Annotated in this window: 20 protein-coding genes and 2 pseudogenes; all 22 read right to left on the bottom strand. The window is 46.4% G+C overall.

The window, feature by feature from the left end; translation table 11 throughout:
- Positions 1-7 precede the first annotated feature (7 nt).
- The 22 genes and pseudogenes from ABID29_RS09625 to ABID29_RS09520 all read right to left on the bottom strand — a co-directional run bounded on the left by ABID29_RS09625 (position 8) and on the right by ABID29_RS09520 (position 16,372).
- Positions 8-205: a helix-turn-helix transcriptional regulator gene (locus ABID29_RS09625; protein ID WP_354365942.1), complete on the bottom strand. Its 198-nt coding sequence runs from the start codon at positions 203-205 to the stop codon at positions 8-10.
- A gap of 245 nt (positions 206-450) precedes the next feature.
- A pseudogene (locus ABID29_RS09620) lies at positions 451-567 on the bottom strand (DUF554 family protein); the annotation flags it as partial.
- Positions 568-824: 257 nt separating this feature from the next.
- Positions 825-1,532, bottom strand: coding sequence for a B3/B4 domain-containing protein (locus ABID29_RS09615; RefSeq protein WP_354365941.1), 708 nt, complete (start codon positions 1,530-1,532; stop codon positions 825-827).
- A gap of 75 nt (positions 1,533-1,607) precedes the next feature.
- Positions 1,608-2,753 (bottom strand): A/G-specific adenine glycosylase, encoded by a 1,146-nt coding sequence (gene mutY / locus ABID29_RS09610; protein ID WP_354365940.1) that lies wholly within the window; start codon positions 2,751-2,753, stop codon positions 1,608-1,610.
- A 54-nt stretch (positions 2,754-2,807) separates the two neighbouring features.
- Entirely contained in the window at positions 2,808-3,455 is a 648-nt protein-coding gene (locus ABID29_RS09605) for an SdpI family protein (protein ID WP_354365939.1), read from the bottom strand.
- Positions 3,445-3,723, bottom strand: a complete 279-nt coding sequence (locus ABID29_RS09600) for an autorepressor SdpR family transcription factor (protein ID WP_354365938.1) — start codon at positions 3,721-3,723, stop codon at positions 3,445-3,447. The genes ABID29_RS09605 and ABID29_RS09600 overlap by 11 nt, the downstream gene beginning before the upstream one ends.
- Positions 3,724-3,836: 113 nt before the next feature.
- A complete protein-coding gene (locus tag ABID29_RS09595; protein WP_354365937.1) occupies positions 3,837-4,400 on the bottom strand; it encodes a TIGR01440 family protein in 564 nt (187 codons plus the stop codon).
- Positions 4,397-4,873 carry an ECF transporter S component gene (locus ABID29_RS09590; RefSeq protein WP_354365936.1) on the bottom strand — a complete coding sequence of 159 codons (477 nt, stop codon included), beginning with the start codon at positions 4,871-4,873 and terminating at the stop codon, positions 4,397-4,399. The genes ABID29_RS09595 and ABID29_RS09590 overlap by 4 nt, the downstream gene beginning before the upstream one ends.
- Positions 4,860-5,627 carry a bifunctional hydroxymethylpyrimidine kinase/phosphomethylpyrimidine kinase gene (locus tag ABID29_RS09585; protein ID WP_354365935.1) on the bottom strand — a complete coding sequence of 256 codons (768 nt, stop codon included), beginning with the start codon at positions 5,625-5,627 and terminating at the stop codon, positions 4,860-4,862. The genes ABID29_RS09590 and ABID29_RS09585 overlap by 14 nt, the downstream gene beginning before the upstream one ends.
- On the bottom strand, positions 5,617-6,366 hold the full coding sequence (gene truA, locus ABID29_RS09580; RefSeq protein ID WP_354365934.1) for a tRNA pseudouridine(38-40) synthase TruA: 750 nt from the start codon (positions 6,364-6,366) through the stop codon (positions 5,617-5,619). Before truA ends, ABID29_RS09585 begins: the two co-directional genes overlap by 11 nt.
- A gap of 550 nt (positions 6,367-6,916) precedes the next feature.
- Positions 6,917-8,050, bottom strand: coding sequence for a molecular chaperone DnaJ (gene dnaJ / locus ABID29_RS09575; protein WP_354365933.1), 1,134 nt, complete (start codon positions 8,048-8,050; stop codon positions 6,917-6,919).
- 297 nt (positions 8,051-8,347) lie between these two features.
- Positions 8,348-8,725 carry a nuclear transport factor 2 family protein gene (locus tag ABID29_RS09570; RefSeq protein WP_354365932.1) on the bottom strand — a complete coding sequence of 126 codons (378 nt, stop codon included), beginning with the start codon at positions 8,723-8,725 and terminating at the stop codon, positions 8,348-8,350.
- A gap of 86 nt (positions 8,726-8,811) precedes the next feature.
- Positions 8,812-10,635 carry a molecular chaperone DnaK gene (gene dnaK / locus ABID29_RS09565; RefSeq protein ID WP_354365931.1) on the bottom strand — a complete coding sequence of 608 codons (1,824 nt, stop codon included), beginning with the start codon at positions 10,633-10,635 and terminating at the stop codon, positions 8,812-8,814.
- Positions 10,636-10,892: 257 nt separating this feature from the next.
- A complete protein-coding gene (locus tag ABID29_RS09560) occupies positions 10,893-11,318 on the bottom strand; it encodes a GNAT family N-acetyltransferase (protein WP_354365930.1) in 426 nt (141 codons plus the stop codon).
- Positions 11,318-11,854, bottom strand: a complete 537-nt coding sequence (gene grpE, locus ABID29_RS09555) for a nucleotide exchange factor GrpE (RefSeq protein ID WP_354365929.1) — start codon at positions 11,852-11,854, stop codon at positions 11,318-11,320. Before grpE ends, ABID29_RS09560 begins: the two co-directional genes overlap by 1 nt.
- 90 nt (positions 11,855-11,944) lie before the next feature.
- Complete coding sequence (gene hrcA, locus ABID29_RS09550) at positions 11,945-12,979, bottom strand: heat-inducible transcriptional repressor HrcA (protein WP_354365928.1); 1,035 nt, start codon at positions 12,977-12,979, stop codon at positions 11,945-11,947.
- Positions 12,980-13,128: 149 nt separating this feature from the next.
- Complete coding sequence (locus tag ABID29_RS09545) at positions 13,129-13,320, bottom strand: hypothetical protein (RefSeq protein ID WP_354365927.1); 192 nt, start codon at positions 13,318-13,320, stop codon at positions 13,129-13,131.
- Positions 13,320-13,814, bottom strand: a pseudogene (locus ABID29_RS09540) (DUF2812 domain-containing protein). The gene ABID29_RS09545 and the pseudogene ABID29_RS09540 overlap by 1 nt, the downstream one beginning before the upstream one ends.
- Positions 13,804-14,370: a DUF2812 domain-containing protein gene (locus ABID29_RS09535; RefSeq protein ID WP_354365926.1), complete on the bottom strand. Its 567-nt coding sequence runs from the start codon at positions 14,368-14,370 to the stop codon at positions 13,804-13,806. Before ABID29_RS09535 ends, ABID29_RS09540 begins: the two are co-directional and overlap by 11 nt.
- Positions 14,348-14,683: a PadR family transcriptional regulator gene (locus ABID29_RS09530; RefSeq protein WP_354365925.1), complete on the bottom strand. Its 336-nt coding sequence runs from the start codon at positions 14,681-14,683 to the stop codon at positions 14,348-14,350. Before ABID29_RS09530 ends, ABID29_RS09535 begins: the two co-directional genes overlap by 23 nt.
- A gap of 131 nt (positions 14,684-14,814) precedes the next feature.
- Positions 14,815-15,693, bottom strand: coding sequence for a M15 family metallopeptidase (locus ABID29_RS09525; protein WP_354365924.1), 879 nt, complete (start codon positions 15,691-15,693; stop codon positions 14,815-14,817).
- The gene (locus tag ABID29_RS09520; protein ID WP_168549307.1) at positions 15,680-16,372 is read right to left on the bottom strand and encodes a histidine phosphatase family protein; all 693 of its coding nucleotides are present in this window, start codon (positions 16,370-16,372) and stop codon (positions 15,680-15,682) included. The genes ABID29_RS09525 and ABID29_RS09520 overlap by 14 nt, the downstream gene beginning before the upstream one ends.
- Positions 16,373-16,597 lie beyond the last annotated feature (225 nt).

Here is a 16,597-nt window from a genome sequence, read left to right as displayed (position 1 = left end):
TATCTCCTTACAAATGTCTGGTCTCCCAAAAGAGGGTGTTGAGGTCGGTCTGAAGCGTCTCTGCCAGCTTGATGCAGAGGTCCAGCGAGGGGTTGTACTTGTCATTTTCGATCAGGTTGATGGTCTGCCTGGCGACACCAATGCTTTTACCCAGGGCCAGCTGGGACAGACCTAACTCGGTGCGAAAGTCCTTGACACGGTTCATGACTTCTCCTTTCTCGGGGAAATAGCAGATCTGGCTTGCTAGTTCGCTCTATTCTATGTAGCGGCTCGTATATATGACACAGCAGTTAAAAATGTTAAGGTCTCCCTCACATGTCACTTATAGATGACACCTTCGTCTAAAATTTTTTGGACAAGTTTAGCCCAAAGTCACATATATGTTACACCATCAGTATACCAGATAAGAAAAAATATGTCAACTATAAATGACATGTTTTGAAAAACGTTTTAGAAAAAAAGTGTTCCTAACATCGCTAAAATCAAGGATGGCAGCATATTGGCCACCCTGATCAATCTTCCGAAGATCAGATTAAGGCCAACACAGAAAATCAGGATATTGCCGATCCTTGGCTCATCCTTAGGCAATTCCGATTCCAGCTAAAAACAACTTGCTCTGACTGGCGAGAGCACTGAAAAAGTCTAAATAGCAAAAATGATTATCATAAAAAACGAATAATGATATCTAGTTACTGAACACTTTTTATCATTCATTCGTTTTTTTAATTCACTATTATGGAAAGAAATAATTATTGTCTGTCCAATTTCTAATGAGACTCACTTTTTCAGTGGGCTCCTGACTGGCAAGCTGTCTTTTTTCACTTTTAGAGACTGGCAGTCGGCACTTCTTGGGTCAAATGACTGACCGTTCCTTTTACACCGAAGTAGTCTTGGATCAGTTCTTGCAGAGCTACTATAGCTTCCCGTGCTCGCGCTTTCTGGACATCATTGATGGCTTCAATGATTAAAACCGCGCTGGTGGTTTCTTCTGTCAACATGGTGCGTTGGGCTTCTCGCCAGTTAAAGTTGCGGCAAATAGCGCCTGCCTCATCATAATATATAATTTCCTCAGGTAGCGCAGGAAGGTCTTCTTCTTCCCCAAGCGGGCGGAAGGCCTCTCCGCCACGGGCCTTGCCAAGGTGCAAGTCACCTTGGATACAGTCCATATCCTCGCCACCACATGGCAAGCCGTAGGTCAAGGACACACTGTTATAGAGGTCAACCAGCGGATTGATAGGGTGAAACTCCCTGCCTTGACTAACGCGCTTAAGCAGGGCTTCGATCGATGAACGTGCTCCTTTTTTGGTCTTGAATTGCGAGAATGCTTCCCGCCATTCCTTGATGACCTCATTCTGCGCAAAATTGTCGTCTGTCAAAAAAGCTTGGGCCTTCTGGCTAGCTTGAGTCAGAAGCTCTTGCAAATAGCCAAGTTTTGCCTCATCTATCCGATTATCTATGCCAGTAACGGACAAAACTGAAATTTGCGCTTGGGGAAAGACATCCCAAAAACTCTGATCTACAATAACTTTCATTAGAATCCTCCTTTGGATTATTTATTAAAACAGATTAAGTAGCCATTTGCCATGACTAGAAACAGATTTTTCTGCTCAGCTATTGCTCAAGTAAGCATCTACCATCTTCTTCTGCGGGGTGGCAAACGGATAGGCCTCAAAGTCTTCTAAATCAGCCCACACCAGTTGGCCTTCCTCAGGCAAGCGAGCGTCTTCTATCCAGCCTTCAACCAGCCGAATCTGCCACTTTTGATGGCTAAAGACATGGGTGATCGTCGAAAAGACCTGGTCCGTCCAAGCTGGCTCCAACTGATACTTTTCCTCAAAAGCCCCTAGCTGTGAGAGAGGTTCAAGGACTTGGTCCCCCTCCTCAAAGAGGTCCAACTGCTGAGCCACCAGCTGGGTTTCCATGATGGGAAAGGACCAAAATCCTGATAGAAGCCGCCCTTCCTGATTTTTTTCCAGGAGATATTGCCCCTCTTGGTTGCGGATAACAAAGGCCTGAATCTCAACAGGTCTCGGCTTTTTCTTGGCTTCCTTGATCGGGTATTTGTCCATGGTCCCATGCAAATAGGCTGCGCTAAACTGAAGGACAGGACTCTCCTCTGGCCGAGGATTCTTGGGAGCTTCGATATCTGTCCCCAAATCCATCAAGGCCTGGTTAAAGTCTCCCGGCCGCTCGGGATCAATCAGCTCCTCCATGATGGCCTGGAAAATCTTGCGATTTTTCGGATCTCCAATGTCGTAATCGACCTCAAATAACCTTGCCATGACCCGCATGACATTACCATCCACGGCAGGCTCCGGCAGACCAAAAGCAATGCTGGCAATGGCTCCTGCGGTGTAGGGACCTATCCCTTTGAGGCTGACAATCTCCTGGTAGGTTTTGGGAAAAACACCTGCAAACTCTGTCATAATCTGCTGGGCCGCCGCCTGCATATTGCGCACGCGCGAATAATAACCCAGGCCTTCCCAGGCCTTTAACAAGCGCTCCTCAGGCGCATCAGCCAAGGCTTCAACCGTCGGAAACCAGTCCAAAAATCGCTCATAGTAGGGAATTACCGTCACTACCTGAGTCTGCTGAAGCATAATCTCCGACACCCAGATGGCATACGGATCCATCGTCCGCCGCCAAGGCAAATCTCGCTTATTGGCATCATACCAATCCAAGAGCGCCTTGCGGAAAGCCTTAATCTTTTCCTTGGGCCACATGTCTATCCCATAGTCCTTCAAATCTAACATACTCTTATTCTAGCAGAAAGTTTTGATTCTCAAAAGTGTTTCACCAGCAAACTTTCATAAATCTAACTTCTCACCTTGCCGGCTCAGCTTGTAGGAATAAATAGCTGGCAGTAGAATCATAATAGCAATCAGAGGAAGGAGAACATAGAGAGGCTCAATAGGGAAGCAAACAGACAAACAAATCAGTAGCCCCGCCAACATCCACACCCTGCCTGCCAGACGGTGGGTCTTATTCCAATTTTGTTCATCATCTAAGGTCCACGGAAGCTTTATCCCAACCGCATAATTCTGTTTGATCTTTGGCAGATAATTCCCGACAAGCATAAAGAAACCGCCTAGCAAAAAAGAGATGAACCGAGTAGGATTTATTATCCAGCCCAATGCTACTAGGTAGGTTATGGTCTGAAGAAGACCCGCTAAAACTGGAATAAACCAATAGAGTAGACGCATCATCTTAGGGCTGATGTTTTGAGACTTGGGACTAATAGTCGTCACAACTAGAAGGAATAGGTGTACCCCCAGAAAAATAAATGGGTCCAGGTAAACCGCTTCTGCCTTACTCGAAAAACCATCTGCGCTACCATCCAATCCAAAATGCGTTGGCAACTGCTCAGGCAATCGCTCCCACAGGACTACCCCCAGTAGCATGGGGAGAAAAACGAAGGCGGACGTTACCACCAACAACCTTTTATTAAGCTTCATTTTCTTTTTCTCCTTTCAAATCAGTCAACCACAACAGAACCTCTTCTAATACAGAAGTGTTGAGGTCGTAGTAAATAAAATTTTTGACCCTAGCTTCACTAATCAAATCAGCATTCTTTAAGACTTTCAAGTGATAAGAGACGGTCGCTCCTGTCATCTCAAATCGGCCAGCAATCTCCCCTGCTGACGAAGGACCATTTTTCAAATGTGTCAAGATTTCACGCCGAACTGGATCAGATAAGGCTTTAAAAGTCTCGCCAAATCCCATAACTTGCTCCTTTAAAATCTATTTAGAAATATTTCTAAATAGATTTTAACACACACTTAACCAAAAAACAAGAGCTATTTAGAAAAAAATCTAAATAGCTCGTTAGGCTCTCCTTAAAATTTTCGAAGCGGATCCTGTTGATACTCCGCTCTGGCACCGCCAATAAGCTTTGGTCGAGTTGTCAAAGCTGTCACATGGGCACCACCCAGCTCTCGCTGCAGTGGCCTTAGGGGAACTTGAACATGCTTGATATGCATACCGATAGCCGTATCACCGATATCGAGCCCCGTGTGACCCACGATAAACTCCACTTCTACGGGATCTGTCATGTAGTCAAAGGCCGCTAACTGGCCGCTTCCACCAGCGTGCAAGGTCGGCAGGACATTGACGATTTCAAGGTCCTTAACCAGAGCTAGCTCTCGCTCCACCACCAAGGCCCGGTTCAGATGTTCGCATCCCTGAACTGCCAGGTAAATCCCCCGCTCAGTAAGTTCTTCAAGGATCGTCTTAACAATCACTTGGCCAATCTCACGGCTGGAATTTTTTCCAATCGTTCCACCAACCACCTCAGAACTAGACAGGCCCAGCACAAAGATTTGACCTTTAGCGATCCTGCTTCTTTCCAGCAAATCTAACACAAGGGCCCTGGTCTCAGTTTCTAATTGCTCCAGATTCATGCAAGACCTCGCACACCGATACCCTTAAAGGCCTGGTAAAGCAAGTAGCCTCCAGCCATTCCGACGACATTCTGCATCACATTGGTCAATACTTCTAGTGAAGCAGCGCCGACCCCATTCATGACGCTGGAAGCCAGGAAATAGGTCCCAACCATGATCAAGGTCGCAAGTCCCAAGCCGATCGGGCGTTTTTTTCCTGTGAATCCTGCTAGATAGCCTTGGGCGCCATGGGCAAAAAGACTGATGAACATCCACTGCGGATAGCCTGCAATCAGGTCGAACAGGAAGGCTGATAACCCTCCAACCATAGCTCCTTCGCGCCTGCCAAGGTAAAAGGCAGTGAAAAAAATTCCCACATCAAGCAAGGTGGTGACGCCAGTAGGTGTAGGCAACTTGACGAACAAGCCCAAGACAATTGTCAAGGCTGTCAGAACGGCTAATAAGGTTAGGTTTTTGATGTTATGATTGGTCATGATGTTGTTTTACTCCATAGTGATCTGAATGTTTGATGGCTTGATAGACAAAGTCTTTTGACAGGCGGACAGCCTGAATCGCTTCATGCCCATGAACCAGCTGACTAGCAATGCTAGAAGCAAAGGTGCAACCTGCTCCGATATTGTTGGTCTCAAGAATCGGATATTCCAGCACCTCAAAGGCTTTGCCATCATAAAAGACGTCTACAGCCTTCTCTTGGCTGAAGCGATTGCCCCCCTTGACCACAACTGATCTAGCCCCCAACTCATGCAAGCGCCTAGCTGCAGCCTTCATATCCTCTAAGGTTTTAATCTCCGTTTGGGCCAATAGCTCCACTTCTACCAGGTTTGGTGTGATAATGCTCACATAAGGGAAAAACTTGAGCAACTCGTCACGCAAGGCGCTGACTTCTACGTCATGGCTCTCCTTGCAGACCAGAACAGGGTCCAGAACGATTGGAATTTCTTGATGGCCCTTGATAAAATCCAAGGCCAGCTCTGCTATTTCCACATCAGGCAAAAGACCCAACTTAATCGCTGAAAATGGCACATCCTTCAAACTCTGGAGCTGGTGGTTGAAGACCGTCTTGTCCGTGCCAAAGACTTCAAACCCATTCTCCGTCATGGCCGTCAGACACGTCACTGCCACAAATCCATGAAGGCCATTAGCTGAATAGGTCGAGAGGTCAGCGTAAAGGCCACCACCGCTGAAAATGTCATTTCCTGAAATTGCTAAAATATACTTAGTCGTCATAACTAATCTCCTTTAGATAGAGGCCGTTGCCAGCAGCTGTTGGGCCCGCCAGATTCCGATCTCTACTTTCCAATATTGTTTTGATTTGAGTAACAGGCATTCGGCCGTTGCCAATTTTTAAGAGGGTGCCAACCATGTTGCGGACCTGCTTATAGAGAAAGCCATTGCCTGTAAAAGTAAAGACCAAAAAATTAGGACGTCCCTCACACTCCACAGTCGCCCGAGTGATAGTGCGGACTTTATTTTCCACACTAGTTCCTGTTGCTGTAAACCCTGTAAAATCATGCGTCCCCACCAAATCCTTGATGGCCTCCTGCATGAGGGCCAGATCCAAGGGATAGGGATAGGCTGTCGCATAATGACGCATCATGGGGTTCTTAGGCCGACCGGTATCAACGAGGAACTCATAGGTCTTGCTATGCTTGCTGTAGCGGGCATGGAAGTCCTCAGACACTACCTCAACTGAGACGACATCAATGTCTTCCGGCGCCTGGGTATCTAGACCAAACCGGAGTTTTTCCACATCGCGCTCTTGGGGAAGATCGAAATGGATGACCTGTCCGTAAGCATGAACACCTGCATCTGTCCGCCCAGCTCCGTAAATGGTGACCGGCTGGCCACTATTTAACCGTGCTAGGGTTTTTTCCAATTCCTCCTGGACCGTGCGTTCCTCAGGCTGTCGCTGAAAACCCGAAAACCTTGTCCCATCATAGGAAATAATCGCTTTATATCGTGTCATGGACTTATTCTACCACGTTCTGGTCAGGAAAAAAAGCACTACTTCATGATTCTGTAGGGGTACAGTCAGGTTTAAGCCAGTTTTCTGAACAGACCAAATAGCGCGAATCCGTACAAACATCGCACAAAACAGAAAAAGCAGGTCAAACCCGCTTTTCCTAGGAGATTATTATGAAAAAGAAAATAAAAAAATTTAGGAGATCCTGCAAGTTATCTTGCTAGGATGATATTAGTATAAGGCCCAAACCTTAAAGAAAAGTAAAATTTTTCTTTAAAAATCCTTAAAGCGAAAAAAAACCAAAAACAAATGAAATTTCCGTGAGATAATGATGAGAATATGCCCCTAAATCCAGCTATCAATACACTTTAGAGATATCCCATAAACTTCGGCTCTTTTTCTACTTTCAAAAGGCCCTATAATCTCTATGGTGGATTTACCACTACAGAATTTATAGAACCTAAACTTCAACTGATGAGAGTATGCAGCAGTGCTTGACTTAGCCACAACCAAAAGGCCAAGCCTCACTAGAGAAACTTGGCTTATAAGTGATTTATTCGCCTTCCAAGGCATCTTTGATGGACTCGAAGAAACCTTTTTTCTTGCTAGGTTGGACCTGCTCACCAGAAGCAGCAGCAAACGCTTTGAGCGCCTCTCTCTGCTTATCATTGAGTTTGGTTGGTGTTACAATGTTGACTGTAACAAATTGATCCCCTTGGCCTGAGCCACGCAATTGCGGTGCACCCTTGCCTCGCAGACGGAATTTCTTACCCGTTTGCGTGCCAGCTGGGATGGTCATTTCGACATCACCATGAACAGTCGGAATGTCCACCGTATCTCCTAAAGCAGCCTGAACAAAGCTGATGTTCAAATCATAGTAAATCGTTGTCCCTTGACGTTCAAACTTATCGCTGGCTTGGACATTGACCACCACATAGAGATCACCGTAAGGGCCTCCGTTGATACCTGCTTCTCCTTGACCTGATAAGCGGATCTGCTGTCCTGTCTCAATCCCCGCAGGAATCTTCACCGTCACAGAATGGGCCTGTTTTTCATGACCAGTCCCGTGACAGGTCTGGCAAGGATCTTTGATCTCCTGGCCACGGCCATGACAGACATTACAGGTCACTTGACGGCGCATCATACCGAGAGGGGTCTGCGTGTCCACATTGATCACACCCGATCCATGACAGCGGCCACAGGTCACAGGGCTAGTGCCAGGCTTGGCTCCAGAACCATGACAGGTATGACAGCTTGCTTCGCGGTTGTATTTGACCTCTTTTTCCGTACCGAAAATGGCCTCTTCAAATTTGAGATTGATGCGATATTGGAGGTCATCCCCTTGACGAGGGGCGTTGGGGTTACGAGAAGCACCACCGCCGCCAAAGAAGCTAGAGAAGATGTCCTCAAAACCACCGAAGCCACCGCCATCAAAGCCGCCAAAACCGCCACCACCGAAGCCACCACCAGCTCCTGCTGGACCAAACTGGTCATAACTCGCCCGTTTTTGCTCGTCACCCAAGGTCTCATAGGCCTCTTGGATGTCTTTGTATTTCTGTTCCGCCCCAGCTTCCTTGTTGATGTCGGGGTGGTATTTTTTAGATAATTTCCGATAGGCCTTCTTGATCTCGTCTTGTGACGCAGACTTGGAGACGCCTAATCGGTCGTAGTATTCTTGATTGTTCATAATTTTACCTTTCGGTTTTTTCTTGATACTTTTCTTAAGTAGCACGGACGCCAGCGATCTCCTTCGGAGTTCCATGGCTAAATTCTGAGCCAAAGTCTCAGAAGACCGCCGTGAGAATTGCGACAAATCGCTATCCTCACTCTTGCTACGGCGAAAAGTATCCGTTAGGAGCTCGCTTCGCTCGCCATCGCAGAGCAGCAATTCACATTTAGTTGGAAAGTTTTTCCATTACCCGAAAACCAGAGGCTGGGTGTCAACCTCTGGTTTGTTGGTAAAGTGCTAATCCTATTTATAAAATTAGTACATTGTCCTGCCTGACTTGGTTGGCATGACCTCTTGAATCGAATCCCAGTGCTCTACAATTTTACCATCTTCAAAACGGAAGAAATCCATGGTCACATATTCCTTATTCTCAGGAGCCCCCCAAGTTTGATGGGTGTGAAGAGCAACTAAATCACCTTCTCCGATGACTCTAACAAACTCAATTTCCTTATTTGGACAGTATTGCTTCATTTCTTCAAAATAAGCAATAAATCCCGCTTTGCCATCTTCCACTTTAGGATTGTGTTGGAGATAGTTTTCTCTAACATACAGTTCCACTGCTTCCCTAGGATTCCCCAGATAGGCTGTTTCATAAAAAGCAACAGCATTCCTTTTATTGTCTACCAGTGACATAACAATTCCTCCTACTGATGTAAGCTGTTGAAGGGGACGCCGCTCTGCGGCCTATCTTCATTCGGTTTTTAAACGGTTTTTGTCACTTACTTCTCCGTAAACTCGCCGTCTACGACATCGTCACCAGCAGTGTTATCAGCAGTTTGAGCACCTTCTGCACCTGCGGCAGCTTGCTGGGCTGCAGCTGCTTGTTCGTAGAGTTTCACTGCCAAGGCTTGTGCTTTTTCGTTAAGGTTTTCTAATTTAGCTTTCATGTCTTCGATGTTGTTGGCTTCTTGCGCTGCTTTCAATTCATCAAGAGCTGTTTGCGTTTCTGCACGTTCTGCCTCAAACTGACCCTCTGTATCTTTGAGGGTTTTCTCAGTCGCAAAGATAGCCTGGTCAACGTTGTTGCGAAGGTCTACTTCTTCTTTACGTTTCGCATCGGCTTCAGCATTAGCTTCAGCATCTTTCATCATACGCTCAATCTCTTCTTCAGACAGGCCGTCGTTAGACTTGATAACGATGGTTTGCTCTTTTTGTGTCCCAAGGTCTTTGGCCTTAACAGAGACGATACCGTTCTTGTCGATGTCGAAGGTCACTTCGATTTGAGGGATACCACGAGGCGCTGCTGGAATGTCAGTCAACTGGAAGCGACCAAGGGTCTTGTTGTCGTTGGCCATTGGACGCTCACCTTGGAGCACGTGGATGTCAACGGCAGGCTGGTTATCAGCCGCTGTTGAGAAGACTTGTGATTTAGAGGTTGGGATAGTGGTGTTGCGGTCGATGAGTTTGGTAAATACGCCACCCATAGTCTCAATACCCAGTGACAATGGGGTAACGTCAAGGAGAACAACGTCCTTCACATCACCAGTGATGACACCACCTTGGATAGCAGCACCCATGGCAACCACTTCGTCAGGGTTAACAGATTTGTTTGGTTCTTTACCTGTTTCCTTGCGGACAGCTTCAACAACCGCAGGGATACGGGTTGATCCACCAACGAGGATAACTTCATCAATTTCAGAAGCTGACAAACCGGCATCTGACAGGGCTTGACGAACAGGCACTTTGGTACGCTCTACCAAGTCTGCTGTCAATTCGTCAAATTTCGCACGCGTCAGGGTCATTTCCAAGTGGAGTGGTCCAGCTGCTCCCGCTGTGATGAATGGCAAGCTGATTTGGGTTTGGGTCACACCTGACAGGTCTTTCTTGGCTTTTTCAGCTGCATCTTTCAAGCGTTGAAGAGCCATCTTGTCTGCTGACAAGTCAATGCCGTTTTCTTTCTTGAATTCTGCCACCATGTGGTCGATGATTTTCTGGTCGAAGTCGTCACCACCGAGTTTGTTATCACCAGCAGTGGCGAGAACGTCGAAGACCCCATCACCGAGTTCTAGGATAGACACGTCAAAGGTACCACCACCAAGGTCAAAGACCAAGATTTTTTCTTCTTTGTCTGTCTTGTCAAGACCGTAAGCCAGAGCTGCTGCGGTTGGCTCGTTGACGATACGCTCTACTTCAAGACCAGCGATTTTACCAGCGTCTTTGGTCGCTTGACGTTGCGCGTCGTTGAAGTAGGCAGGAACAGTGATAACTGCTTTAGTCACTTTCTCACCAAGGTAATCTTCTGCATAGCCTTTGAGGTATTGCAGAATCATGGCTGAGATTTCTTGTGGGGTGTATTCTTTGCCGTTGGCAGATACTTTTTCAGAAGTCCCCATTTTAGATTTGATGGAGATGATGGTGTCTGGGTTGGTCACTGCTTGGCGTTTTGCCGCGTCACCAACGATAATTTCGCCATTTTTGAAGGACACAACAGATGGCGTTGTGCGGTTGCCTTCTGGGTTAGCGATGATTTTGCTTTCAGTTCCTTCAAGAACTGCGACTGCTGAGTTAGTTGTACCTAAGTCAATACCGATAATTTTAGACATGTGTGTTACCTCTTTTAAAGTTATTTTTATTGATACTCTTCTTAGGTAGTGCGGACGCTGGCAACCGCCTACGGCGTTTCATAGCTAATTTTTGAGCCTAAGGTCTCAAAAATTCCGTCGTGAGATAAGCGAAACAATCGCTTATCTCACTGCCACTACGGTGAAGAGTATCGGAATGGCTCACTTCGTTCGCTTCATTGCTGATGCGGAACAAAGAGCACCTTGTTATCTATTTAAGTAGTTTTACGACATTGCGGTCAGAGTGTTCGACGCATGTAAAGATAAGCGTCTTCGATGTTATCCGATTCTTGAAAGCCAAGCGCCGTCCAGAACCTCCTAGCCTTTTGATTCTCTAAATGGACAGGTAAGGAAACTTGTTTAGCTTGGTATTCTTTTTTCAGATAGTCCAAACTCAGCTGGACGGCTGCTTTTCCTAGATCTTTGCCTTGATAAGGCTGATCAATCAAAAAGTTGATGATTTGATAATGATTGTCTCCCACGTAAAAGGAGACAAAACCGATCAACTCTTCCTCTTGATAAATGGCTTTTGGCTGAAAATTTTTGTTGAGCCAGGCTTCTGCTAACGAGAAAACAACTGGGTCAACATAGTCTTCTGACAAGTCTGGATCCAAGTTCAAACAGTTAAAGAAGTTATCTTCCGTGATGTCACGAAGTCCCAACATTAGTTGTAGACCACCACCATAGCTGGTCTAAGCAGGCGTTCATGGAGTTTGTAGCCTTTTTGGAAGACTTGAGCGATGGTGTCTGCTGGGTTGTCGTCATCAGCTGGCAGGGTTTGGACTGCCATGTGAAGATTTGGATCAAAAGTTGTTGTCTCAACCTCTTCAATGCCCTCTTCTTTCAGGGCTTGGAGGAGGCTATCCTGAACCATTTCGATGCCTTTTTTGACGTCGTCCGTCAAGCCTTCAACAGCTAAGGCGCGCTCTAAGTTGTCCAGACTAGGCAAGATTTTTTTTGCCAAGTCCTGCGAACGGTAGCGTTGCAAGGTCTGGCGTTCTTCACTGGCACGGCGCTGAATGTTTTGCATTTCTGCATGAGCACGCAGGTACTTGTTTTCAAAGTCTTCTGCCCTTTCCTGGGCCAATTCCAAATCAGATTTTTCAATGACTGCTTCCGTTTGTTCTTCTTCAACAGCCTCTGAAACTTCCTCGGTCACCTCTTCCTCGAGGATTTCTTCATTTTTGATTTCTTCAGACATGGGTCCTCCTAATTTCATTTTCTTCTAACAAATCGCCATAGCGATTGCCATCATCTGAGGAGCAACTTTAGTTCCCTCAGATGCGAAGACTTAGTGTACTTCATAATGGTTACTGCTCAAGTAGCGGTAAAAGTCCGTCAGCTTCATCGCCAAGACTTGGTTGACCAGATTGACCAGACTGACCATCCGTTTATAATCTAGGGTAATCGGTCCAATCAGGGTCAAAATGCCGTGGCCCCGATAAGGGACTAGGAACTTTTGACTGATGACGGTCAATCGAGCCAGATTCGATGACTGACTATCAGCGACCTTGACCACCTGCATCTGTTCTTCGGTCAAACTTTCTCGAATTTCCCGAGAAACCAACTGGACTTGGTCCAGGTATTGATAGGTTTCAAAATCAGCAAAGCTCAGCAATTTGACCTTACCAGCCACCATCACCTTCTCTTCGAAAATATCTCGGAAAAGGTGTTCAAAGAGATCCAGAACATTATCCGTCGTTGTGAAATATTTCTGCACAATCTGGGGAATCTCTGTTCTCAAGCGATAGTGAATATCTAGCACTGTCTTGCCAATAAAGCGCTCATGTACCAAGCGACGGATGGTTATCAAGTCCGTAGGCAAGAGGGTCTTCGGCAGAGCAAACTGACTGGTAATAGTAGAAGAGTCATCTAAGGTAAAAACAGCCAGACCTGTATGCGTCGTCGTTGTGACAAGCTCAAATCCGGTCAACTTTTGCCGACTAGCCTCCACATCAAGAGCCACCGCTGTGTAGCCGGTCAAATCCGCCAGCACATCCGCTGCTCGCTGCAAGAGATCCTCTATGGTAAAGAAGGTATCATCAAAGGCTTTTAGGACCTGATAGATATGGTGCTCTGCCACCTGAGTCAGGGTCAGAGAATTTTCCACGAAGTACTGAAAACCTGTGATACTAGGCATCCGCCCACTTGATGTATGGGCCTTTTCTAGAAGACCCAATTTTTCAAGGGCAGACATGTCATTGCGAATGGTCGCACTAGAAGAGTTAATCAGCTCCTGCAAGGCTTTCGACCCAACAGGCTCCTGAGTCTGCGTAAAGATATCTACGATCAAATCTAAGATCGCCTTTTGACGATCGGTTATCACAGCCTCACCTCCTCTACTTTTAGCACTCTATGCCATCGAGTGCTAACTCATGATTCTATTATACACCATTCCAAACACTTGTCAAGATAAAAATTAGCACTCTTTTGTCGAGAGTGCTAATTTCAGTCTTGAGACCGAGATGACTGTCGTTATCTCAACGATTTAATCACTAGCGCCAGCATAATGCCCAACTGAAAAAGAGATAAAAGATTAATGCCCCAGCCAGATAAGGTAGTGGCTGCCAGATTGGTACGAGGCAGGGTAAAACTCAAAAAAGTTGCTACATTTAATAGGAACACTGGAAGGACTGTCTCCTGTTTCTGTTTGTTTTTCTGACACATCACACACCTCCATATTTCTCTTTTAATTGGTAGAATCGATAAGCGACATAGAGGGCGACCATCAGCACAAATCCGATTTGCCTAAACCAAAGCCCCAGAGCCAATACGATCATCATGGTCCTGACTAGAGCCAGAAAACGCCTCTTAAAAATCTGACCAATCATCTCCCAGCGGCTCATCTCATCGCTGAAAATCTCATCTTCCCCCACTTGACGAGCAGGTTTTCTAAAAATTTCAAAGCTATTGCAAGTCGTGACTGGTTCCCAGCCGTAGTCTTGATAGAGTTGGTAGTAGCTCTCCTAGTCTGCTCTGCCATTGCCCTTAAAGTCAAGCTGGTAGACCATCTCTTCAGGTGCTGTTGCTTCAAAATGAAAGAGGCAGTCAAAGCTAATCTTGGTCAACTTCCAGCCTTTCCGGTGCATGCCCGCAAGGTAAGCGGCTTCTTCCTCAAAATCGGTGATAAAGAAGGATTTAAAAACTGTTTTAATTGCCATCGTTTACTCCTTTGACTTTTTGATAATGACTGCTGATAAAATAGCTGGCTAGACCAGCATAGGTCAATAACACTAGACCAAGAAAGACCAACCGCCCGCTCCGCCATTCTCCACCGGTCGCTATTGTCATTAAATCTTGACTTAGAGGAAACAAGAAGGGGATGGCAACCATGCTCAACTGGCGATAAAGTACCTTTTTATGGTAGGCTAGGAGGCTGTCTCGGTCACTGTAAAGCGATAGGTCACGAGGGTCTGTGTCTGCCATCACTGGCTGGCGAAAGACCACATAGGGCATCATCGATGTTACAAATTCCCAGCCCGCATCCGCAAAAAGTTTTCGATAGCCATGATCGTACTCTGGCTGAAAAAAACCGCCCTTGGCCTCATAATAGTCCAGCCGATAAACCACATCCTCAGGGACGGTAGTCGCAAAGGTCAGCTTTCCCGAAAAGCCATGGATTGCCTGTAAGGCTTGGCCCGCTTGATGCTGCTGGCGGAGATAGATCTCTAGTTTTTGTGGATCCTGATAGGTACTAAAGCGCCTTATCTGTTTCATAGATGTCTCCTTTGCTATTGTGATAGAGTCTAGCAATCCGCTCCTGCTCCAGTTGCAGGACTTCCTGACCCAGCGGCGTGGTGCGGTAAATCTTGCGTTTTTGCTCCTCACGCACCAGCTGAATCAAACCATCTTTCTCCATCTTGGACAGGCTACCGTACATGGTACCAGGGCTGATGACGACCTGTCCAGCAGTTAGTTCCTTGGTCCGCTGGGTAATCTCATACCCATGCCGCTCCTCCTGCAAAGCAAAGAGGATATAAAAAGCCGTCTCGGTCATGGGAATGTAGACCCGCTTAATCTTCTCCTGCATAGCACTCCTTTCGCATCTCGATGTATCTAGGTTCGTTATATGTTGATTATATCGCAGTGCGATAGTCTTGTCAAGAAAAAATCGCCTGAACACCTGTTGCAGACGATTCTAACGGATCTTTAAACGGATTCTTAATCCGTGCGATTCTTAAGTTGGACCAGATAGGTTTCAAGCGGAACATCATAATCGGTCATGTAGCGAGCAGATTCAACACCGACATAACGGAAATGCCAGTCTTCAGCAGGAACCCCTGTTTGGGGTTGATAGCTCTGCTTGTAACGCAAGACAAAACCATAATCGGGCGCAATGGTTGCCAACTGACTTGCCAGCCCAGGGTCCATGAGATTGAGATAGTCTACTATTGACAGATCAATCGCCAACCCTGTCATATGCTCGCTAGTCCCTGGCGCTTGGAAGTAGGTCTGCACAAAAGACTCTGCCGCCTCACGACCAATCTGGCGGGCCTCCATTTCTTCGGCTAGGAAAGTCTCGTAAAGCGAAGACTGTTCCTCTACACTACGGTAGCCGGTAATCAGGTGGGCATTAGGATCAATGGCTTGAGCTGCAGCTAAAAAATTAGCTGTTGCCTCTGCAATGCGACTATCCACCATAAAACCGGATACTTCTGATAGCTCTGGCGATAGTTCTTCCTTGACATTTTTAGGACCGACCAAGATCAATTCCCAAGCATCAGGGTCAACCTTAGGTAAGTCTTGACTGGAATTCAAGACCTTGAGCACCTTGGGACCAGCTGTCGCTTCCGCGATTGGTTTTTCGCCCCTAGTCTGTTTGGGATTAAACAGTTCTTGAAAGAAGATCAAGCCAACTAGCACCATCAAGGCTAGAATAAGACCTGCAAAAATCATAAAGAGACTAACAGGCTTATCATCGGTTTCCTCTTCTTGAGGAGGGATGTCCTCCCCCTCTTGGGGTTCTTTTTCTTGGTCCTCAAACTCTAGAGGTGGGAACTGGTCTAAGATTTCTTCTGATTGTTTTTCACTGCCCGCCATCTAGCACCTCTGCTCCACGAAGACGATAGGACATATCTCCTACGATCTCCACTGTAAACTGGCCGTTTTCATAACTGAGTACAGTCACACTGCCATTGTCCAAATTTTGCTTGGGAATCTCTGGCGCCAAGAGATAAACCAAAGTGCTAATTGTCATGCCATGAGAAACGACAATAGCCTTGCCGCCACCTTGGGCTTCTATTTTTTTGGCGATGTCGGTAAAACCAGACAGGATACGCTCCTTAATAACTTCCCAAGGCTGTGCCCATCCAGCAGTATCTGCTTCGAAAATACCAGCCGCCATCTCTTCGTAAGTCAGTTTACGAAACTCTATGTCCGTTCCGTAGATGCGAGGCAACACCCCAAAAAAGAGCTCCGCATCGTAACCCCCGTCAAGGCTGCCAAAGCACCATTCTCGAATCCGCTTGTCCCGCGTGTAAGGAATATCTGTCTGCCCTAACTCATCTAGGATAATTTCCATGGTCTGCAAGGTCCTGCCCGAGTCGCTAGAAAACGCCTCCTTAAAAGTCAAGTCAAAAGACTTTAACCCAACAGCAAGTTCTTTAATACCACGTTCCCCAGCAGCGGTCAATGGCGTATCACTCCAGCCCTGAGCTCGACCAATTGTGTTAAACATGGTCTTGCCGTGGCGGGCGATGTAGAGGGTTGTTTTCACCATAATCTTCTCCATTCATCACATTTCTGTTTCCTATTATACCATGAGGTGCAAGGAGGTGCAAAAAAAGGCCTGCCAAAAACAAGCCTCTTAGTAAAACAATCTCGTCTTTCTGTCGCCACAAGAAAAGACCGAGGCTGGGCAAAAACTAGTTTCAGAATAGACAAAAACGAGCATTTCCGCAGTTGGAGATGCTCGTTTTCTCATGTCATGGTTTATAATTATAAT

Origin of the sequence: Streptococcus rupicaprae (assembly GCF_040545225.1) — a bacterium.
Lineage (GTDB): Bacteria > Bacillota > Bacilli > Lactobacillales > Streptococcaceae > Streptococcus > Streptococcus rupicaprae.
The sequence above is the reverse complement of the archived record's forward strand: the minus strand, read 5'-3'. Positions and strand labels throughout refer to the sequence as shown.